This window comes from Pilimelia terevasa, assembly GCF_014647915.1.
Taxonomy (GTDB): domain Bacteria; phylum Actinomycetota; class Actinomycetes; order Mycobacteriales; family Micromonosporaceae; genus Pilimelia; species Pilimelia terevasa.
On record NZ_BMQC01000013.1, the window covers coordinates 35,201 to 56,055 of the forward strand.

A 20,855-nucleotide genomic window follows, 5' to 3' on the forward strand; every position below is an offset into this window, starting at 1 on the left:
GGCGTCAGGGTCGGCGGCGGCGTCAGGGTCGGCGGCGGCGTCAGGGTCGGCGGCGGCGTCAGGGTCGGCATCGGCGCCGACGTCCTGGGAGCAGGCGCGGGCGGCGGCCCACGCCGCCGGCCTGGCCGCCCTGCTGCCCGCGGCCGACGTCCCGCTCGCCGGGGCCGACGGCGCCACGCTCGCCGCGGACCTCACCGCGCGCACGGCGCTGCCGGCGTTCGACACCTCCAGCGTGGACGGGTACGCCCTGCGCGGCGCCCCGCCCTGGCGGGTCGTCGGCCGCGTCCTGGCCGGTGCGCGCCCGGCGCCGCTGCCCGACGGCGGCACCGCCGCCGAGGTCGCCACCGGAGCCATGCTGCCGCCGGGCACCGACGCCGTCCTGCGCGTCGAGGAGGCCGAGGTGGCCGGGGGCGTTGTCACGGGCACGCCCCGCCCGGCCGGGGCCGCCGTGCCCGAGTGGCGGGCCGCCGGTGCGGAGGCGGCGGCCGGGGCGCTGCTGGTGCCGGCGGGTGCCGCCGTCACGCCGGCCGTGCTCGGGCTCGCCGCCGCGGCCGGCCACGACGTGCTGCCGGTCCACCGGGTGCCGCGGGTCGCCGTCCGGGTCTTCGGCGACGAACTGCGCACGGCCGGCCCCGCCGCCGACGGGCAGCTACGCGACGCCCTCGGGCCGGCGCTGCCGGCGCTGCTGCGCCGCTGGGGCGCCGAGGTGGACGCGCCGCCGCCGCCCATCGCCGACACGCTGGAGGCGCACGTGGCCGCCCTGCGCGACGCGCTGGCCGACGCCGACGTCGTGTGCACCACCGGCGGCACGATGCGCGGCCCCGCCGACCACCTGCACGCCGCGCTCGACGCGCTCGGCGCGACGTACCTCGTGGACACCGTCGCCGTGCGGCCCGGGTACCCGATGCTGCTGGCGCGCGTCGGGGACCGGTACGTCGTGGGGCTGCCCGGGAACCCGCAGTCGGCGGTGATCGCGGCGCTGACCCTCGCGGTACCGCTGCTGGCCGGGCTCGGCGGGCGGGACCTGCCGGCGCTGGCCGCCGTACCGCTGGCGGCGGCGCTGCCGGGCCGCGGCGGCGACACCCACCTGGCCCTGGCCCGGCTGACCGGGGCGGGCGCCGAGCCGGTACCGCACGGCGGGTCGGCGATGCTGCGCGGCCTGGCGCTGGCCGACGGGTACGCCGTGGTGCTGCCCGGGGCGGCGGCCGGCGCGGGCGCGACGGTGCCGTTCCTGCCGGTCCACCCCGCGGCCGACGCCGCGGCCCCGCCGGTGTCCGGGCGGGCGGACGGCGCAGTGGTCGTCGTGGCGGAGGTGACCGGGGCCGCCTGGGACCCGGCCGCCCTGGCCGACGCCGTGCGGCGGCCCGCGGCCGGCGCCGTCGCCGCGTTCCACGGGGTGGTGCGCGACCACGACGGCGGGCGCGGTGTCACCGCCCTCACCTACGAGGCGCACCCCGACGCGGGGGCGGTCCTCGCGGCCGTCGCCGCCGAGGTCGCCGCGGACCCGGCCGTGCACGCCGTCGCCGTCCGGCACCGGGTCGGCGCCCTCGGCGTCGGCGACGTGGCGCTGAGCGCGGCGGTGAGCAGCGCCCACCGGGCGGCCGCCTTCGCCGCGTGCGCCCGGCTCGTGGAGCTGGTCAAGGAGCGGCTACCGGTGTGGAAGCACCAGCACTTCGCCGACGGCACCGCCGAGTGGGTCCACTGCGCCTGAACGCCGCGGCCCGCCGCCCCGACCGGGGTGAACCGGCGGGGCGGCGGGCCGCGGGCGTGGGCTCAGCGGGAGGCGGTCAGCGGCGCTTCATGCACAGGACGTAGCTGTCCGCGGGCGGGTTGATCCCGTTGTGCGTGTACGTGTGGTCGTACCGGCCCTTACCCGCGCCGAGGAACGCGTTGTCGCACTTGGTGCGGTCCGTGGTGAACAGCACCCGGGCCACGACCTCGAAGGTGCCGACGGCGCACGGCACCTTGCGCAGCTTGGCGTTCTGGTCGGTGCCCTCGTTGACGGCGCAGTCCCCCTTGGCGAAGGAGTCCTCGTCCAGCGACGGCGCGGCGGTCGGGGAGGCGAGCGCCGTCGGCGCCGTGTCCTCCTTCTTCTTCGCCTCGTCGAAGCCGCGCTTGGCGAGGTAGATCGCACCGGCGCCGCAGAGGCAGAGGATCAGCAGCACGACGCCGAGGACGATGGCGACGATCTTGCCGGTCCGCCGCTTGCGCGGCGCGGCCGGGAAGCCGGGGCCGGCGCCGTACGGCGGGGCGCCGGGCGGGTAGTCCGACGGCGCGCCGATGGGCGGCAGCGCTCCCGGCGGGCCGGGCGGCAGCGCGCCGCCGGGCGGCGGCACGGCGCCGGGCGGCGGCGGGAAGTCGCCGGCCGCCGGGAACGCCCCGGGCGGGGGCGCGTGGGGCGGGGGCGCGTGGGGCGGCGTGGCCGCGGGCGGTGGCGGGCCCGGCGGAGGTACGGCGCCGGGCGGCGGGGAGGCGGGAGGGGGCGTGGAGCCCGGCGGCGGTACGGCGCCCGGCGGCATCCCGGGCGGGCCGGGCGGCGCGGCGGGCGGCGGTACGGCGGCGGGCGGAGGCGGCGGCGGAGGCGGCGGGGGCGCGGTGGGATCGGCGGCCGGGTGCAGCGGGGCGGTCGGCTCCTCGCCGGGGTGGATCGGGCGGGTCGGCTCGTCCGGGTCGCTGCCGTACGGCGGCCGGGGTGGTTCAGACATGACTCTCCTCGCGGTGGACGCCCGTTAGCGGCGGCGGCGCACGCGGCGGGTGTCCACGCCGCGTCCGACGGTCACAGTGTTCCGGCTTGACAACCTAGCGGGTGCGCGACACGCACATCACCCGTGCGCCCCGACGGCAGGTCAGCGCGGCCCGGCGCCCGGGCGCCGGCGCAGACAGAGCACGAAGTCGTTGCTGTTCTCGGCGGCGTCGAAGAAGTAGTAGAACTCGTACCCCCTGATCTTCCCCTTGCATTTCGCGGTGTAGTCGAGCGTGCCGTCGAACCGGGCCAGGACCTGGTAGTCGGCGTTGGCGCACGGGGCGATATGCAGGTCGGGCTTCTTCTCGTTGCCCCGGTTGACCAGGCACTGGCCGGTCACCGCGATGCGCGCGTCGGCGTCGGCCGGGCTCGGGGCGGCCGTGCTGGGGCGGTACGAGGTCGGGGCGACGGTCGGGACGGCCTGGCCGGGTGCCGCGCCCTGGCGTCCCCACAGGTAGATGCCGACCCCCCAGCCGGCGACGGCGAGCAGGGTCAGCACCCCCATCGCCAGGGCGATCATGAACGAGCGGCGGCCCCGGGAGCGCGGCTCGGGAGCCGGCGGCGGCGCCGGCCAGGCCGGAGCGGGCGCGTCGGCCGGCGGCGCCTGGGCCGGCGGGGCGTACGACTCGCCGGTCGGGTCGTAGGGCGGGAGGTCCTGGGGCGGGTGCGCCCACGGTCCGAGCGGGGCGCCGCTGCCGCCCCAGGGGTCGGAGGGTGCGTCCCAGGTCTCGGCGTCCTCGGGGGCGGGCCGGGGGGCGCCGGGGGACACGTCGGCGTCGTCGGGGCCGCCCCACGGCTCGGGGGGCCGCCCGGATGCGGGGGCGTCGTGCGACATCGGTCCTCCTGGCTGCCCGGCGCCGTCGGCACCGGGCCGGGCGGGCACCCGTCACCGTAGCGTGGACGCGGCGCCGGGGCGCCCCCCGACCCGGGGCCGCGCCCGCGCCTCAGGACGGCCGGATCCCCCGCACGCACAACGGACAACCCGCAAAACCTGGGGTAACTCCGCGGAAAATGCTGCTGATCACCCTGTACCCCGACCGGGTCGGGCGTCGCCCGGACGGGGGAGTCACAGGAGTCCGTGCTCGGTGGCGGCGGCCAGCGCCTCGGCGCGGCTGTGCACGCCGAGCTTGTCGTAGACGCGGGCCAGGTAGGTGCGGACGGTCGACTCGGTGAGCCGCATGCTGTCGGCGATGGCGGCGTTGTTCGCGCCGACGTACAGGTGGCGCAGGACCTGGGTCTCCCGGGGGCTCAGCGCCGCGGGGGCCAGCCGCTGGGTCGCCGTGGCGTCGAAGTCGGGCGCGGCGAAGTTGGTGGGGGCCAGGGCCGCGCGGTGGATCGCGCCGCGGACGCTCTCCACCCCGGCGGTGCGCGCCAGGTAGCCGGAGAACCGCTGGCGCAGCGCCCGCAGCAGGAGCCGGTCGTCGGGCGGGCCGACCAGGACCAGGCCGACGTGCGGCAGGTCGGCGCGCAGCAGCGCGCCGAGGCCGAGCCCGTCCACCCCGGGCAGGTCCAGGTCGAGCAGCACGACGTCCGGGCGCTGCCGGGCGACGAGCTGGCGGGCGGGCGCGGCGTGTCCGGCCTGGCCGACGAGGTCCAGCTCGGGGTCGGCGTCGAGCGCCGCGGCGTAGCCCAGTTGGGCCATGGTGTGCGGGTCGGCGGTGACGACGCGGATCACGGCACCCTCCTCTGGATCGGCGTACGGGTTACCCAACGCGCCGACACCCGCGGAGGAAACCCTCTCCAGTCAGGATGAAACGGACCAAGCTCCCGGTGACCGGTCCCGGGGGCGCGTCCTCACGGCAGGACCAGCAGGTCGCCGAGCGCCGCCCCCTCCTCCACCAGCGCGCCGAGGCCCTTGATCTGGAGCTGGCGCAGCGACGTGCCCGCGTCGGCGTCGTACGTGGTCAGCGTCGCCGGCTGGCCGAGGTCGGCGGGCTGGTGCAGGACGTGCAGCCGGTTGCCGCTCCAGTAGGTCAGCGCCATCCCCACCTGGTACGGCGGCATCGGCAGGACCACGTCCCGCCGGACCGCGCCGGTCGCCACGGTGACGGCGGTGATCCGGCCCTGGCCGTCCACGTGGTACAGCCGGCCGGCGTGCAGGTGCGTGGCCCGGTCCACGTGCCAGGCGGCGGACTCCTGCTGCTCGTCGCGGTCGGCGTACCGCCGCACGACCCGGTGGGCGGCCGTCCCCCGCCGCGGGTCGACCGAGGCGACGAGCGCCTGCGCCGCCCCGGCCGTCGTCTCGTACCAGAAGTGCACCCCGCCCGCGGCGCAGAACAGGCGCCCCATGACCGTGCCCGCCGTGGCGGGGGTCCGCGGCCACCGGGCGACGGTGTCGACGTCCAGGGTGCCGCCGAAGCGCAGTCGCAGCAGGGACAGGTCGGCGCCGGGCCGCCCGTCGGGGCCGTGCGTCTCGGCCAGCGCGAACACCTCGTCGCCGCAGTCCCCGGCGGCCAGCAGGTAGCGGTCGACCGTGCCGCCGCGCTGCCGGCCGCCCGCGCGCCAGCCCACGTCGAACCGGTAGCCGCCGGAGCCGGCCGCCCGGCCGCCGTTGAAGACGGTGACGTACCCGACCGTCGGCAGCCAGGCGGCGAAGAAGCCGATCGCCTGCCCGCCGCGGGCGTAGGTACCCGCCTGGGCGCCGACGACGGTGTCGCTGGCCGCCTCGGAGACCTGTACGGACTCGCGGGCGTGGGCGGCCAGCCGGCCCATGTCCAGCCCGCCGGTGCGGTACACCCGCGCCGCGCCGTCCTGGCCGACGAAGACGACGCGGCCGTGCTGCCGGGTCTCGTAGGCCTGGGTGGAGAGCTGGATCACCGCGGCCTTGTCGCCGAGGAACCCGGCCGCGAACCGGTGCCCCGCCAGCGGCGGCACCCGCCCGCCGCAGCCGCCCAGCAGCAGCAGGACGGCGCCGAGCACCGCGAGGATCCGCACCGCCACCGCGCCGACTACCTGCCGATGACCCGGTACGTCGTCGACTGCGCCGCGTCCCGCACGTCGCGCGGGTACACGCCCGCGCCGCCGTTGGCGTCCAGGTCCATGCCGCCGGTCACCCGGTAGGCGCTCCAGATCAACTTGCTGCAGTTCTTCGCTCCGGTGTGGCCGGTCAGCCGGTTCGTGGCGAAGTTGAGTGAGTAGGCGTCCCGGCCGACCCGGCTCAGCGCCCAGCCGCTGGCGGCCCCGCGCTGGCTGTCGGAGGCGCGGATCTCGAACAGCACCGCGCCCGGCCTGACCCACCGGCCGTGGTACGGGATGGTGTGGACCCGCTGGCCGACCACGCTCTCGGTGATCTGGTCGACGGCCGTGTACAGGCCCACGTGGCCGTGGTCGACCCCGCCGGTCGACGCCGGGGTGTAGTAGGCGTCCCCGACGCGCCGGGCCGGTACCAGCCGGCGGTCGCCGGCACTGCCGCCGCGCGGCCGGGCGGCCGCCTCGGCGGCGCCCTGCGCGCGGTCGGCCTCGACCTCGGCGAGGATCCGCCGCGCCACGACGCGCTCCGGCGCGCCCGCGGACCGGGCCGCCTCCCGCAGGCCGGCTCGCACCTCCTCGGCGTCAGCGCCGGGCAGCGCCGCCGCCAGGGCCGCGGCGGGATCGGCCGGCGGCGCCGCCGCCGGACCGCCCCACACCGCCACCAGCACCGTTCCCCATACACCCAGTACCGACATCGCCACCTCCCGGGCCCCCGGCACCGACCCGCGGGCCGGACAAGCTGACGGTATGGCGCCCGCGGACCCGGGGTCAACGCCTCCGCGGCGATCACGCGGCCACGGTGCGACACGCCGCCCGACACGCCACCGCGACCGCGTGATCGACAACGGATCGCCGACCGGCGGCCGCCCCGGGGTGGCTCAGAGCAGGCGGAGCTGGCGGTCGCGGGGCGAGCGCGGGGTCAGCGTGTGCAGCGGGTGCAGGAGCGCGCCGTCGATCGCCGCCAGGAACGGCGACTCGCGGGTCTCCCGCTCGGCCCCGTGCCGGAACCGGCGCGCCGCCGACGACACGTACAGCCGGTTGCGCGCCCGGGTGATCCCCACGAAGAACAGCCGGCGCTCCTCGGCGACCGCGCCCTCCGACGGCGGGTCCCCGGGCAGGCGCAGCGGCAGCAGGCCGTCCTCGCAGCCGACCAGGAAGACGACCGGGAACTCCAGCCCCTTCGAGGCGTGCAGGGTGAGCAGGGTGACGGCCTCCGCCCGCGGGTCCAGGGCGTCGACCTCCGCGCCGGTGGCGATCTCGGTCAGGAAGCCGGTCAGGTCCTCGTGGTGCCGGGCGGCCAGCGGGCCGAGCAGGTCGGCCGCCGTCCAGACGTCCTCGGGCGCGACCGCCGCCGCGCCGTCCAGCGTCGGGGCGGTGTGCCGCGCGGCCAGCGCCCGCGCCGCCGCCGCCAGCCGCTCCGGGACGGTACCGCCGCCGTTGGCCAGGCGCAGCTCCCGGGCCAGCGGGGCCACGCCCGGCCGGTCCCGGAGCCGGTTGTGCGACCGCTTCTGGACCGGGATGTTCGCCCGCGACAGCGCCTCCACGATCGCCGCCGACTGGGCGTCCGTGCGGTACAGGACCGCGACGTCGCCGAAGGACAGCGGCTCGGCGGGCACCGCCCGCGGGTCGACCCGCGCGTCGAAGGACCGGTGCGACAGCCCGCCGACCAGCTCGTCGACGGTGCGGGCGACGAACTCCGCCTCCTCCGCCGCCGTCGCCGCCGCGTACCGGCCGATCAGCGGGGCGTCGGGGTCGAGCCGGGCCGGGTCCAGCCGGCGGTCCCGGACCAGCGAGGTCGGGGCGATCGCCTGCACCGCCGCGGCGACGATCGGCGCGGTCGACCGGTAGTTGCGGGTGAGGCGCACCTGCCGGGCGTCGGTGAAGTCGTGGGCGAACCGCAGGAAGTACTCGACGTCCGCGCCGCGGAACGAGTAGATCGCCTGGTCCGGGTCGCCGATCGCGTACAGGTTCCCGTCCGGCGGGGACAGCAGCCGCAGCAGCGCGTACTGGTCGGCGTCGACGTCCTGGTACTCGTCGACGAAGATCCAGACCCAGCGGTCGCGGTACTCCCGCACCAGGCGCGGGTCCCGCTCCAGCATCGCCACGGCCAGCGGCACCAGCTCGTCCAGGTCGACCAGGTGCGTGGCGCGCAGCGCCCGGCGGTACGCCTCCGCGCTGTCCCCGGCCTCCGCGCGCGCCGCGGCGCACTGCGCCTCGTCGGCGATGGCGAACCCGTCGGCCAGCCCGGCCGCCCGCGGGTGCGCGCGCAGCAGGGTCAGCGCCAGGGCGTGGAAGGTCCCGACGGTGACCTCGTCCGCATCGTCGGCGAGCAGGTCGGCGAGGCGTTCGCGCAGCTCCTGGGCGGCGCGCCGGGTGAAGGTGATCGCCAGGCAGCGCTGCGGGTTGACGTTCAGCTCCGCGCACAGGTAGGCGATGCGGTGGGTCAGGGTCCGGGTCTTGCCGGTACCCGGCCCGGCCACGATCAGCATCGGCCCGCCGTGCGCGGAGGCGGCCACCCGCTGCATCGCGTCGAGCCGGTCCAGCAGCCCGGTGCCGACCTCCTCCATGCCGGCGAGCATCGGCTCGAACGGCTCGTGCGGGGACGCGCCGCCGGCCGTACCCCCGCCGGGCGGGCCGTCGCCGGCCGGCGGCCGGGGGGTGGGCGGCGGTGCGGCCGGCCCCGCCGCGGGCGCCTCGCTCTCCCGGCCGACCGCCGGCACCGCGGCGACCCGCCGGGCGGCCGGGCGTGCGGCGGCGGGCCGCGCCGGGGCGGGGCGCGCGGCCGGCGGACCGGCGGGCTCCGGGGCCGGGCGGGGCGCCGGGATGTCGAACAGCGCCTCGGCCTGCACGGGCGCGGCGCGGCGCAGCTCGCCGGGCGCGAACGCCGTGATCACGCCGTACACGCCGTCGTAGCCGGGCTCCCGGTGCACCGCCCCCCGGCGCAGCCGGTCGACCGCCTCGCCGAGCAGCTCGCCGCCGGCCCGGGCCACGTCGGCCAGCGGGACCCGGGTGAGGATCTCCAGCTCGGGGCCGAGGGTGGCGACCAGGTGCTGCAGCCGCCCGTCCACGGTCTTCGTCCGCGGGCCGACGCCGTGGATCTCGCCGAGCAGCTCGGCCAGCGGGATGAGGTGGGTGACCGCCTTCGCCCCCGGCCGGACCGTGCCCTCGGGCCGGTCGGCCAGCGCCTCGATCCGGCTCAGCACGCCGACCGTCACCGGCTGCCCGCACCCGGGGCAGCGCCCGCCCGCGGCGCGGGTCTGCTCCGGCGACCAGCGCACGTCGCAGGCCCGGTGCCCGTCGGCGTGGTACTTGCCCTCCTCGGGGAAGAACTCCAGCGTCCCGTGCAGGCCGTCGCCGGTGCGCAGGGCGGACCGGATCGCGTGGTAGTCCAGCGCCGCCGTGAACTGCGTCGCCTCCCGGCCCAGCGCGGGCGGCGAGTGGGCGTCGGAGTAGGACACGAGCTGGTACCGGTCCAGGCTGGAGATCCGCCAGTTCATCGCCGGGTCGCTGGACAGGCCCGTCTCGACGGCGAAGATCTCGTCGGCGAGGTCGGCGTAGCAGTCGGCGATCGCGTCGAAGCCGGACTTGCTGCCCAGCGCGGCGAACCACGGGGTCCAGATGTGCGCCGGCACCAGGTACCCGTGCTCGCTGGCGGTGAGCGTGATCTCCAGCAGGTCCCGGGAGTCCAGGCCCAGGATCGGCCGGCCGTCCGAGCCGAGGTTGCCGATGCGCCCAAGCACCTGGTTGAACCGGGCCGCCGCGCCCAGGTCCGGCAGGTACACCAGGTGGTGCACCTTGCGGGTGCGGTCGCCGCGCTTGTAGATGGTGGAGATCTCGACCGAGAGCATGAACCGGGTCGCGGTGTCGTCGGCGGCCAGCAGCGGCGGCAGCCGGCGGTCCACATCGGCCTGCGGCCCGGGGCGCAGCCGGAACAGCCCCGGCTCGGCCGGCACCAGCGACTCGCGCAGGTGGTCGTACCAGGCCGGGTGGGTGAAGTCGCCGGTACCGACGAGGCTGATCCCCTTGCGACGGGCCCACCACGCCAGGTTGGGCAGCGTCAGCGCGCGGCTGCACGCGCGCGAGTACGAGGAGTGGATGTGCAGGTCGGCCACGTACGGCGTCGACCGCGGCGGGGGCAGCGGGGCCGGCGCGGGCCGGGCCAGCGGCGACCCCTGCGCGCCGTACGGCGACACGACCGGCCCGCCAGCGGTCCCGTCACCCGGTCCAGTACGCAGCGGAGGCACGCCGCAGTGTGCCACGGCGCCGCGAGCCGCCCGCACGCGCCACGCGCGGGAGTACCGGGCAGCGCCGGGCTAGGCGGTGGACCGCAGTTGCACGAGCGCCACCTCCGGCGGCGCCCCGACCCGCACCGGCGGCCCCCAGAACCCGGCGCCGTCGGTCACGTACACCCGGGTGCCGTCCACCTCGCCGAGGCCCGACACCACCGGCTGCTGGAGGCGGACGGCCAGGTTGAACGGCACCATCTGCCCGCCGTGGGTGTGCCCGGAGAGCTGGAGGTCGACGCCGTGCCGCGCCGCCTCGTACGCCTGCACGGGCTGGTGGGCCAGCAGGACCACCGGGCGGGCGGGGTCGCGCCCGGCGAACGTCCGGCCGAAGTCGGGCGCGAAGCCGGCGTCCTGCTCGGCGCCCGCCACGTCGTGGACGCCGGCCAGGTCCAGGCCGTCGACGGCGAGCCGCTCGTTGGCCAGGACCCGCACCCCGAGCCGCGGCAGCTCCGCCAGCCAGGGCGCCGCGCCCGAGTAGAACTCGTGGTTGCCGGTGACGAAGAAGGTGCCGTGCCGGGAGCGCAGGTCGCGCAGCGGCTCGGCGGCGCGGCCCAGCTCCTCGACGGTCCCGTCGACCAGGTCGCCGACGATGGCCACGGCGTCGGCGTCGAGCCGGTTGAGCGCGGCCACGATCCGGGTGGTGTGGGCGCGGCCGCTGAGCGGGCCGAGGTGGATGTCGGAGACCAGCGCGATCCGGAAGCCGTCCATCCGGCGCGGGAGCCGGTCCAGCGGGACCTGCACCCGGTCCAGGCGCGGCGGGCCCAGCGCGGTGCGGATGCCGTGGCCGGTCACCCCGGCGGCGGTGAGGCCGGCGACGATCGCCGCCCCGCGCCGCAGGAGCAGGCGCCGCTGGAGGTCCGCCGCCGCGGTGTCCGTCGTCGGGGTGTCTGCCGTCGGGGTGTCTGTTCCCGCGGCGTCCGTCGTCGACCTGTCGGGGGGCGGCGCGGGGCGGCGGGAGCGGCGCAGGGCGAGGGCCACCGGCACCTCCGCCAGGAGCAGCGCCACCAGCAGGTAGAACATGAGGGCGATCCAGACCGCGGCCCAGGCGGTCCACGCCCGGCCGCCGCGGGCGAGCGCGAGGGTCACCGGTACCGAGAGCGCCAGCGCCAGGACGGCCAGCCCGCCCAGGCGCCGCCCCCGGGTGCCCGGCCGGGTGGTGGCGACGACGAGGCGCCGCCAGAGGTACAGGTGGATCCCGCCGACCACTCCGAGCACCACGGCAAAGAAGATCAGCATCCGCACCCGTCACCCTCCTTCCGGCTCCCCAACGTACCCGCGCCCGCGCCGCCGCCGGCCCGGCCGGCTCAGCCGCCGGCGAACGGGGGCAGCACGTCCAGGGTGGCGCCGGCCGGCACCGGGCGCCCGCGGTCGTGGGCGGCGGTGCCGTCCACGAGGTACGAGCAGCGGTCCAGGACCGCGGCCAGCGCCGCCCCGTGGCGGGCGGCGGCCGCCGCGAGCACCGCCGCCAGCGAGCCGGCCGGCACCCGCTCGGCGGCTACCCCGGCGGCCTCCCGGGCCGCCGCGAAGTACCGGATCGTGATCATGTGCTCGCTCTCCTCGCGGTCAGCCGCCGATGGCCGACATCGGGCGGTCCGGCGGGGCGAAGCCGGCGTCGTCGATGCCGTGCCCGGGCGCCTTCGGCCACATCGCCGCCCGCCACGCCGCGGCCAGCGCCTCGTCGTCCGCCCCGGCCCGCAGCGGGCCGCGCAGGTCGGTCTCGGTCCGGGCGAACAGGCAGCTCCGCACCTGCCCGTCGGCGGTGAGGCGGGTCCGGTCGCAGGCGGCGCAGAACGGCCGGGTCACGCTGCCGATGACCCCGACGGTGGCAGGCGCGCCGGCCGCGTCCCGGTAGCCGGGCACCTGCCACCGCTCGGCCGGCGCGGCGCCGCGGGCGGCGGGGTCGGGCACCAGCGGCACGTGGGCGCGCAGCCGGTCCAGGATCTCGTCGGCCGTGACCATCTGCGCGCGCCGCCAGGTGTGGCCGGCGTCCAGCGGCATCTGCTCGATGAACCGCAGGTGGTAGCCGTGGTCGAGGGCGAACCGCAGCAGCGCGGGCGCCTCGTCCTCGTTGACGCCGCGCAGGAGCACCGAGTTGATCTTCACTGGGGCCAGGCCGGCGGCCGCGGCGGCGGCGAGGCCGGCCAGGGTGTCGTCGAGGCGGCGGCGCCGGGTGAGGGCGGCGAAGCGGTCGGGGTCCAGCGTGTCGAGCGAGACGTTGACCCGGTCCAGGCCGGCGGCGCGCAGGTCGGCGGCGCGGGCGGCGAGCCCGAGGGCGTTCGTGGTGAGCGACAGCCGCGGCCGCGGCGTCAGGGCGGCCGCGGCGGCGACGATGTCCACCAGCCCGGGCCGCAGCAGCGGCTCGCCGCCGGTGAACCGCACCCCGGTCACCCCCAGCCGGGTCACCGCGACCCGCACCAGCCGCCCGACCTCGGCGTCGGTGAGCAGGGTCGGCGCGGGCAGCCAGGCGGTCCCCTCGGCGGGCAGGCAGTACGCGCACCGCAGGTTGCACCGGTCGGTCAGGGAGACCCGCAGGTCCCGGGCGACCCGGCCGGTCCGGTCCAGGAGCACCGGGACGTCCGGCCTGGCCGGGGCGGGTGGCGCGGGAGGTCTCACCCCTGCCACGGTACCGCCGCCGCTCAGAGCCGGTCCACGGCCGCGCGGACCGCGGCGCGCCAGCCGGCGCCGAAGGCGGCGGCGTGCACGAGCAGCAGGTGGAGCTGGTGCAGCGGCACCCGCTCCCGCCAGCCGTCGGCCAGGGGCCACACCTGCGTGTACCCGGCCAGCACCCGGTCCCTGTGCGGCAGCCCGCCCCACAGGGCCAGGGTCGCCAGGTCGGTCTCCCGGTGCCCGCCGTGGGCGGCCGGGTCGACCAGCCGCGCGCGCCCGTCGGCGGCCCACAGGACGTTGCCGGGCCACAGGTCGCCGTGGATCCGGGCGGGCGGCTCGGCGCCGCCGTACTCCTCGATCCGGGCGAGCACCCGGTCGACCGCGGCGGCGTCGGCGGCGGTCAGCGCGCCGCCGTCGACCGCGGCGCGCAGGTAGGGCAGCAGCCGGCGGGCGGCGAACCACGGCCCCCACGGCCCGTCCCCGGCCGTGTTGTCCAGCGGCAGCCGGCCGATCCAGCCGGCCCACCCGGCGCCGAAGGCGGGGGCGCCGGCCCGGTGCACGGCGGCCAGTTCCCGGCCCAGCCGCTCGGCGGCGGCCGGACCGGGCACTCCGGGCTCGACCCACTCCAGCGCCAGCAGGTCCGGCAGCGCGGTGATCACCTCGGGTACCGGCGCGCCGGCCTCGGCGAGCCAGCGCAGGCCGGCGGCCTCGGCGGCGAACAGGCCCGCGGGCACCGGCGCGGGCGACTCCTCGGGCCAGCTCTTGGCGAACACCGAGTGGCCGTCGTCGAGGGTCAGCCGGCGGGCCGCGCAGGTGTCGCCGCCGGGCACCGGGGTCTCCCGGATGCGCTGGTGGGTCAGGAACGTCGGCAGGTGCTCCGGGTGGCGGCGCAGGTAGGCGAGGTCCATGCGTTCTCCCACTTCGGCGGCGGCGGGACCGGATGGGGTTCATTATGGCGACATGACGGAAGCTTACGGAACGACGGCTGTCAGTGAGCAGGCTGCGGTGACCGTGCGGCCGTACCGGCCCACCGACCACCGCGAGGGCCGGCACCTGTGGGCGGAGCTGGCCGAGGAGCGCGCCCGTCAGTACCCGCTCAGCGCCGCGGACGGCGGCGGCGAGACCGCCCGCGGCGCCGGCTTCGAGGAGTACCTGGCCCGGATCGACCTCGCGGGCGTGTGGGTCGCCGAGGACGACGACGAGGGCGTCGTCGGCCTGGCCGGCCTCGTGCTGCGCGAGGACGCGGGCGAGATCTGGCCCATCGTGGTCAGCGAGAAGTGGCGCGGGCTGGGTATCGGCACGGCGCTGGTGGACGAGGTGGTCGAGGTGGCCCGGCGGCGGCAGATGCGGGCGCTGAGCGTGTCCCCGGCCGTCCGGGACACCGCCGCCATGCACTGCCTGCACCGGGCGGGCTTCACGGCGGTCGCCTCGGTGGAGCTGTCGCTGGACCTGGGCCGGCGGCAGCGCGACTGGCACGACGGCCTGGAGCTGACCGACCTGCCGTTCCGCTACTGACCCGACCTGCCGTTCCGCTACTGACCGGCGGGCGGGACGTCCGCTGACTGGGGCGGGACGCCGCGAGGGCGGTGGTCGCGGTGACCACCGCCCCGTTGGCGTCCGTTGCTCCCCGGTGGCGGGGGCCTCCCCCGCGCGGTTCAGGACCGGGCCGCGGCCCGCCGCCGACGGGACGCCGCGAGGAGGACCCCGCCGGCACCCAGGCCGAGTACGCCCGCGCCCACCAGGGCGCCGAGCGAGGCGCCGGTGACCGGCAGGCCCGAGAGCGCGCCGCCGGTGACCGGGGTCGCCACCGGGGCCGGCGCGCCGCCGGTCACCGCCACGCCGACGCCCACGGTCTGGGCGAGGTCGTCGATGTCCCTGTGCGCGGCGACCACGACGTCGTCGTCCCGGACGGTCTCGAACGCGACCAGCGTCTGTCCGGCCAGCGCCGCGGGAACCGCGAACTCGACCTCCACCGTGCCGTCGACCCGGGTCGCGCCGCCGGTGGCCGCCGGGGTGGTGAACGTGCGGCTCGCCCGGACGCCCGTGGCCGTGCCGGTCGCCTTGTCCATGAGCACGCCGGTGACGGTGTGGGCGGTCGACGGCGTGAGGCCGGAGTACGTCACCACGTCGACCACCCTGCCGCCGGTCGGGGCGATCGTCTTGTCGCCGTCGGCCCTGTCGCTGGCCGAGGTGGTGACGGCGGGCGCGACCGGGGCGGGCGGCCCGCCGGTCGCCGGCGGGGTGGTCGGGGGCCGGGGCGCCGCGGTCCAGCGGATCACGGCCGAGTCCGTCGCGGTGCCGTACTGGTGCGAGGCGACGACGTAGGACTGGGTCCGCACCGAGGCGCCGGTGAAGACCTGGCCCGCGTACGCCTGGACGGTGCGGTCGGAGGCGAAGGTCAGGTTGACCGCGCCCGCGGGGGCGTCGGCGGCGGTCTTGACGTAGACCTTCTGGCCGTCGCGGAGGTCGTCGGCGGCCACGGCGGCGCCGGTGGAGTCGACCAGGTTCACGCCGGCCGGCAGGGCGGAGGTCAGTCGCACCTTGTCGCCGGTCGTCCGCACGGTCATCGGGCCGATCAGGCCGCCCGCGACGCCGGAGGAGTCGGCCGGGCTGACCGACATGCCGCGCGGGCCGGCGTCCTCGGCGCGGTCCTGCGCCTGGGCCAGGAAGTACTCGTACACCTTCCGGGTGTCGGCGGCGGCGCCGGCGGCGGTACTGCGCGCGTCGGGGCTGCGGACGTCGGCCAGCGTGCGGTCGTCGCTGAGGTGCCACAGCGCCGCCTGGGTGCCGGACAGCGCCTCCTGGGCCTGGAGGCCGTTGGTCAGCGGCGGCCTGCCGGCGTCGGACAGCCAGCGGGCGACAGCCGTCTCCATGTCGGCGCGCCCCGTCGCCGCGATGCTGTGGTTCACCACCCAGTTGATCTTTGGCAGGTTGTCCCCGGCAGCGTTGGCGCCCGGGTACCGCGACCACGGGATCTGCTGCATCGCGACGCCGGTGCGGGCGGTCCGGGTCAGCTCGATGCAGTACGCCAGCAGCCGGTCGTCGGGGTTGCCGTTGACGTCGATCCCCTGCCGGGAGCTGGACCACGGCTGCCCGGACATCTTCACGGCGATCGGTGCGCGGCCGAGCGCGGTCTGCGACCAGGCGGTGGGGGCGCTGGTCGCCTTCCCGGTCGTGGCCGGGTCGGCGAGCGCGGCCTCGGCCGCCAGGGCCGTCGCGCCGGCGACGCCGACGAGGGCGGCCAGCGCGAGCGTCCGGCGGCGGGGGGAGGAGTGAGCCATCGCTGTTCGGGAACCTTCCTGTCTACGTGCGTCTGCGTCCGTGGGTTCAAAGCCTGCGGAGAAACCGGTCGACCGGGAAGGGCGGGCGCGCTCATCTGCCGGGGCGGCCGGGCCGGTCGTACCGGGGCGGGCAGCCGTCCATCGGGCGGTCGCGGCCGGGCGGCCCCGGCTGCCGGACGCCGGTCCCGACGCCGCGGGCCACGGCGGATCCCGGTCCCGAAAGAGGACGAACGCCGAATTCGCGGCGGCACTCCCGGGGAGGCAGTGACTTTTAGGTAAGGCTTCCCTAAGATGCGAACCATGGCGATGGACATGGGCGAGGTGACGCGGACGCTCCTGCGGGGGCGGCTGGCCGGCGAGCTGCACGTCAGCGGGCTTGACGAGCCGGTCCCGGTACGCCACGGGACGGACTGCGCGGGCCGGCCGATGGTGCTCGTGCGCGACGGCGACGACCTCCTGGCGGCCCTGGCCCGGGCCGGCGACCCCGCCGTCCTGCTCACCGTCGTCGACGAGCCGCCCGCCGACGACGCCCCCAGCCTCGGCCGGGCGACCGTCGCGGGCCGGCTGCGGCCGGTCCCGGCCGCCGCGCTGGCGCTGGCCGCCGTCGAGTTCGCCGACGCCAACCCCGACCCCGACCTGCTGGACGTCGGCCGCGGCCTGGGCCTGCACCGGATCGAGGTCGACGCCGTCCGCCTGCGGACCAGCCAGGCCGACCACCTGGTGCCGCTGGACGACTACATCGCCGCCGACCCCGACCCGCTGCACGCGGTGGAGGCCGACGTCCTCGCCGACCTCGCCGACCACCACGCGGCGGAGATGGAGGGGTACCTGCACGCCACGCTCGTCGCCGCGGGCGTGGCGTGCGCCCAGCCGCCCCGCGCGGTCCGGCTCGACCGGTACGGCTTCACCGTCCACATCGGCGGCACCGCCCCGTACGTGCGCCTGCACTTCCCCGGACCCGTCCGCGACGAGCAGGAACTCGCCCGGCTGCTGCACCCGGTGCTGTTCCACTGTGCGGTGCACGGCGCCGGCTGAGCCGGCCGGACGGAGGGTGTCGTCGATGCGGCCGGCGCCGTAGGCTCGGCACTTTCCGAACCGGGAGTCCCGCCGTGCTGATCCGAATCGCCCTGGCCGGTGCCGCGCTCGCCGCCGCCGGCACCCTGTCCGCCTGCGCCGGGGACCCGGCCCCGCCGGCCGCCGGCCCCACCGCCGCGCCCACCGCGGGCGGGGCGGGCGGCGGCCAGCCGTGGCTGTGCACCTGGGAGAAGCTGTGGCTGTCGGAGGCCGCCGACCAGGGCGCGCGGGACGCCGCGCTGAAGAAGGTCGAGGAGTTCAAAACCAAGCCGGGGTACCAGGAGCTGGACGGCGTCGGCCGGCAGAGCCTGGACGAGGACATCGCCAAGGCGCGGGCCGGCGACGCCAGCGCCTTCGAGGCGTACGTGCGCGACCGCTGCTGATGCCCGGCCGCCCTGGTCCCGCGCCTGGTCCCGCGGCTGGCCGGGGCGTCCTCACGGTAGGTGATCACGGCGGCGGCGACCGGATTTCCGGGCGACCGGTGTCGGAAGTGCCGTGATCGCGGGACCGGAAGTTGTCCCGGCCGGGCGGGCCGGGGAGGATCGGGGGCGTGGAGCGGACGGCGGCAGCGACAGACACGGCGACGAACGACGACCGGGTGCGCGACGACCCGGCGGGCGGCGGCGCGGCGGGCGGGGCGGCCGAGGTGCTGCGGCGGGTGTTCGGCTACGACGCCTTCCGGGGCGAGCAGGAGGCGATCATCTCGCACGTCGTCGGCGGCGGCGACGCGCTGGTCCTCATGCCGACCGGCGGCGGCAAGTCGCTGTGCTACCAGATTCCGGCGCTCGTCCGCGACGGCGTCGGCGTCGTCGTCTCGCCCCTCATCGCGCTCATGCAGGACCAGGTGGACGCGCTGCGCGCACTCGGCGTCCGGGCCGGCTTCCTCAACTCCAGCCAGGACGCGGCCGCCCGACGCGAGGTCGAGCGCGCCTTCCGCGACGGCGACCTGGATTTGCTGTACCTGGCGCCCGAAGGGCTGAACACCGGCGCGGCCACCCGGCTGCTGGAGCAGGGCCGGGTGGCGCTGTTCGCCATCGACGAGGCGCACTGCGTGTCCCAGTGGGGCCACGACTTCCGCCCCGACTACCTCGGCCTGTCGATGCTGCACGAACGCTGGCCGGACGTGCCCCGCATCGCGCTGACCGCCACCGCGACCACCGCCACCCGCGACGAGATCGTCCACCGGCTCCAACTGCAGGACGCCCGGCGGTTCGTCTCCAGCTTCGACCGCCCCAACATCCAGTACCGGATCGCGCCGAAGAACGAGCCGCGGCGGCAACTGCTGCACCTGCTGCGCGACGAGCACGCCGGCGAGGCCGGCATCGTCTACTGCCTGTCCCGCGCCTCGGTGGACAGGACGGCCGAGTTCCTGGTGGCCCAGGGCGTCCCGGCCCTGCCGTACCACGCCGGGCTCGACGCGGGCACCCGCGCCCGCCACCAGTCCCGCTTCCTGCGCGAGGACGGCGTGGTCATGGTGGCCACGATCGCCTTCGGCATGGGCATCGACAAGCCGGACGTCCGCTTCGTCGCCCACCTGGACCTGCCCAAGTCGGTCGAGGGCTACTACCAGGAGACCGGCCGCGCGGGCCGCGACGGCCAGCCCTCGACCGCCTGGCTCGCCTACGGGCTCCAGGACGTCGTCCAGCAGCGCAAGATGATCGACTCCTCCGGCGGCGACGTCGCCCACCGCCGCAACGCCAGCGCCCACCTCGACGCGATGCTGGCGCTGTGCGAGACGGTCGAGTGCCGGCGGGTCCGCCTGCTCGCCTACTTCGGACAGCCCAGTACGCCCTGCGGCAACTGCGACACCTGCCTCCAGCCGCCCGAGTCCTGGGACGGCACGGTACCGGCGCAGAAGCTGCTCAGTACCGTCCTGCGCCTGCACCGCGAGCGCGGCCAGTCCTTCGGCGCCGGCCAGACCATCGACATCCTGCTGGGGCGCCGCACCGACAAGGTGGTCCAGCACGGGCACGACGGGCTCAGCACCTTCGGCATCGGCGAGGAGCTGGCCGAGGCGGAGTGGCGCGGCGTGGTCCGGCAACTGCTGGCGCAGGGCCTGCTGACCGTGGCCGGCGAGTACGGCACCCTCACGCTCACCCCGGACAGCGCCGAGGTGCTGGGCCGGCGCCGCCAGGTGATGCTGCGCCGCGAGCCGAAGCGGGCGCCCCGGTCCTCGGCCGGCCGGCAGCGCAGCGCACCCGCCGTCGCCCTCAGCGCGGAGGCGGCGCCGGTCTTCGAACGGCTGCGGGGCTGGCGGGCGGCCGCGGCCCGGGAGCAGGGCGTGCCGGCCTACGTGATCTTCCACGACGCCACCCTGCGCCAGATCGCCACGGACCTGCCGGGCGATCTGGCGGCCCTCGGCCAGGTCAGCGGCGTCGGCGAGACGAAGCTGGAGCGGTACGGGCCGCAGGTGCTGGCCACCCTCCGCGGCGAGGAGCCCCCGCCACCCGCGGACCCCGCCACCTGATCCACCCGCGCCGCCGCGCCCGCGCGGCGGCGGGGCCGGTCAGCCGCCCGCGATCTGGCGGACCGCGGCGATGGCCCTGTCGACCTCCTCCGGGGTGTTGATGCAGGCCGTGCCGATGCGCGCGTAGGGGACCTGGTACGTCGCGTGCGACGCCAGCAGGTTGCGCTGCTTCAGGCCGTTGACGATGGTCGAGTCGCTGACCCCGTCGATCTGGAAGCAGGTGATGCCCGCGGACATCGCCGGGTCCGTCGGCGTCTTCAGCCGCATCCCGCGGATCCCGCCGAGGCCGTCCTTGAGCCGGCTCGACAGCTCGGTGATCCGGTCGGCGATGTTCTTGCGGCCGATGTTGTCGTGCCACGCGATCGTGGCGGGGATGGACCAGCGGGCCTCGAAGTCGTGGAAGCCGCCCGGGTTGAGGCTGCCGCCGCCGTACGAGTGGTGCTGGGCGTGGAACTGCGAGACCGCGTCGCCCTTGTACCAGACCACGCCGGTGCCCCGCGGCCCGAACAGCCACTTGTGCAGCCCGGCGATGAACACGTCCACCCCGGATGCCGCCGGGGTGTCGTCGACGGCGCCGAGCGCGTGCACGCCGTCGACGATGAGCAGACATCGGTCGGCCGGGGCGCGGCCCTTGTTGGCCTCGGCGACGACGGCGGCCATCGCCTTGAGCGGCATCCGCACCCCGCAGCTCGACATGCCCCAGGTGGTGCCGACGGCGCGGGTCTTCGGCGTGATGGCCGCCTTCAACTTTCCGGTGATCTCGTCCGCGGTGGCCCTGCCGGGGTCGGCGAACAGGCTGATCTGCCGCTTGCGCGCCCCCGCCCGGCGCACGCACAGGTCGACGGAGCCGTGCGCGACGAAGTGGTCGTAGTCGGTGAGCAGGATCTCCTGGTCAGCCTTGATCTTCAGGCTGCCCCAGACGAGGCCGTGGCCGGTGGTGGTGTTCCAGCACAGGGCGGTTTCGCCGCCGGACGCGCCGAGGTACCGGGCGACGACGCTCGCGGCGTTGTTGTCGCCCTCGTACGCGAGCATCGGGTCGGCGTCGAACTGCTCGGCGACCTTGGCGATCTGGTCCCGGATGGGCTTGGGGTTCGAGGACAGCAGGAACAGGGAGAAGTGCACCTTGTCGGGCTTGAGCCGGAACTGCGCACGGACCGCCGCCCAGTCGACCGCGCCGGTGACCGGGTCGACGACCCGGGGGCCGGGGTCGACGCGGCCGAGCGGGCCGGCGGCCGCCGCGGGCGGCGCCGCGCAGGCCGCCGCGGCGGCGCCGAGCGCGCCGGCTGTCGCGGCCGCGCCGGTGACCGCGCCGAGACCGGCGAGGAGGGTACGTCTGTCCAGGCCGCCGGTGGATGGCATCGGGCCTCCCGAGCGAAGCCCCGCGCGGCCGGTGGGCAGGTCCCCACACATTGATGGAAGCCGATGGC

The 20,855-nt window shown here is 77.2% G+C and carries 17 protein-coding genes and 1 pseudogene; 6 read left to right on the forward strand and 12 right to left on the reverse strand.

From position 1 onward, the window contains the following. Nucleotides 1–43 precede the first annotated feature (43 nt). Nucleotides 44–1,240: pseudogene (locus IEY75_RS20995) on the forward strand (molybdopterin molybdotransferase MoeA); the annotation flags it as partial. 30 nt (nt 1,241–1,270) lie between these two features. Continuing rightward, nucleotides 1,271–1,711, forward strand: coding sequence for a molybdenum cofactor biosynthesis protein MoaE (locus tag IEY75_RS21000; RefSeq protein WP_373290285.1), 441 nt, complete (start codon nt 1,271–1,273; stop codon nt 1,709–1,711). Nucleotides 1,712–1,787: 76 nt separating this feature from the next. On the opposite strand, the gene IEY75_RS21420 is transcribed toward IEY75_RS21000, so the two are convergent. The 10 genes from IEY75_RS21420 to IEY75_RS16495 form a co-directional block, all read right to left on the reverse strand. Further along, nucleotides 1,788–2,705, reverse strand: a complete 918-nt coding sequence (locus IEY75_RS21420; protein ID WP_189115255.1) for an LppU/SCO3897 family protein — start codon at nt 2,703–2,705, stop codon at nt 1,788–1,790. A gap of 141 nt (nt 2,706–2,846) precedes the next feature. Beyond that, nucleotides 2,847–3,578 carry an LppU/SCO3897 family protein gene (locus tag IEY75_RS16455; RefSeq protein WP_189115256.1) on the reverse strand — a complete coding sequence of 244 codons (732 nt, stop codon included), beginning with the start codon at nt 3,576–3,578 and terminating at the stop codon, nt 2,847–2,849. Between the two features lie 231 nt (nt 3,579–3,809). Continuing rightward, nucleotides 3,810–4,418: a response regulator transcription factor gene (locus IEY75_RS16460; protein ID WP_189115257.1), complete on the reverse strand. Its 609-nt coding sequence runs from the start codon at nt 4,416–4,418 to the stop codon at nt 3,810–3,812. Nucleotides 4,419–4,537: 119 nt separating this feature from the next. Next, nucleotides 4,538–5,683: a YycP family beta-propeller protein gene (locus tag IEY75_RS16465; protein ID WP_189115258.1), complete on the reverse strand. Its 1,146-nt coding sequence runs from the start codon at nt 5,681–5,683 to the stop codon at nt 4,538–4,540. A gap of 8 nt (nt 5,684–5,691) precedes the next feature. Then, nucleotides 5,692–6,408, reverse strand: a complete 717-nt coding sequence (locus IEY75_RS16470; protein WP_189115259.1) for a hypothetical protein — start codon at nt 6,406–6,408, stop codon at nt 5,692–5,694. Between the two features lie 183 nt (nt 6,409–6,591). Further along, a complete protein-coding gene (locus IEY75_RS16475; protein ID WP_373290286.1) occupies nt 6,592–9,876 on the reverse strand; it encodes a UvrD-helicase domain-containing protein in 3,285 nt (1,094 codons plus the stop codon). Between the two features lie 150 nt (nt 9,877–10,026). Next, nucleotides 10,027–11,235 carry a metallophosphoesterase gene (locus tag IEY75_RS16480; protein WP_189115260.1) on the reverse strand — a complete coding sequence of 403 codons (1,209 nt, stop codon included), beginning with the start codon at nt 11,233–11,235 and terminating at the stop codon, nt 10,027–10,029. A gap of 68 nt (nt 11,236–11,303) precedes the next feature. Further along, the gene (locus IEY75_RS16485; protein WP_189115261.1) at nt 11,304–11,543 is read right to left on the reverse strand and encodes a MoaD/ThiS family protein; all 240 of its coding nucleotides are present in this window, start codon (nt 11,541–11,543) and stop codon (nt 11,304–11,306) included. Between the two features lie 19 nt (nt 11,544–11,562). Further along, entirely contained in the window at nt 11,563–12,612 is a 1,050-nt protein-coding gene (gene moaA / locus IEY75_RS16490; protein WP_189115262.1) for a GTP 3',8-cyclase MoaA, read from the reverse strand. 23 nt (nt 12,613–12,635) lie between these two features. Continuing rightward, entirely contained in the window at nt 12,636–13,514 is an 879-nt protein-coding gene (locus IEY75_RS16495) for a fructosamine kinase family protein (protein WP_189115263.1), read from the reverse strand. Between the two features lie 52 nt (nt 13,515–13,566). Between IEY75_RS16495 and IEY75_RS16500 the strand changes: the two genes are divergently transcribed. Then, nucleotides 13,567–14,121 (forward strand): GNAT family N-acetyltransferase, encoded by a 555-nt coding sequence (locus tag IEY75_RS16500; protein ID WP_229789790.1) that lies wholly within the window; start codon nt 13,567–13,569, stop codon nt 14,119–14,121. Between the two features lie 140 nt (nt 14,122–14,261). On the opposite strand, the gene IEY75_RS16505 is transcribed toward IEY75_RS16500, so the two are convergent. Further along, nucleotides 14,262–15,887, reverse strand: a complete 1,626-nt coding sequence (locus IEY75_RS16505; RefSeq protein WP_189115264.1) for a VaFE repeat-containing surface-anchored protein — start codon at nt 15,885–15,887, stop codon at nt 14,262–14,264. A gap of 300 nt (nt 15,888–16,187) precedes the next feature. On the opposite strand from IEY75_RS16505, the gene IEY75_RS16510 reads away from it, so the two are divergent. The 3 genes from IEY75_RS16510 (at nt 16,188) to recQ (ending at nt 19,428) form a co-directional block, all read left to right on the forward strand. Next, a complete protein-coding gene (locus tag IEY75_RS16510; RefSeq protein ID WP_189115265.1) occupies nt 16,188–16,922 on the forward strand; it encodes a DUF2470 domain-containing protein in 735 nt (244 codons plus the stop codon). A 74-nt stretch (nt 16,923–16,996) separates the two neighbouring features. Next, complete coding sequence (locus tag IEY75_RS16515) at nt 16,997–17,344, forward strand: hypothetical protein (RefSeq protein WP_189115266.1); 348 nt, start codon at nt 16,997–16,999, stop codon at nt 17,342–17,344. A 215-nt stretch (nt 17,345–17,559) separates the two neighbouring features. Then, a complete protein-coding gene (recQ, locus tag IEY75_RS16520) occupies nt 17,560–19,428 on the forward strand; it encodes a DNA helicase RecQ (protein WP_189115302.1) in 1,869 nt (622 codons plus the stop codon). A gap of 39 nt (nt 19,429–19,467) precedes the next feature. On the opposite strand, the gene IEY75_RS16525 is transcribed toward recQ, so the two are convergent. Next, on the reverse strand, nt 19,468–20,787 hold the full coding sequence (locus IEY75_RS16525; protein ID WP_189115267.1) for an aminotransferase class V-fold PLP-dependent enzyme: 1,320 nt from the start codon (nt 20,785–20,787) through the stop codon (nt 19,468–19,470). Nucleotides 20,788–20,855: the final 68 nt, after the last annotated feature.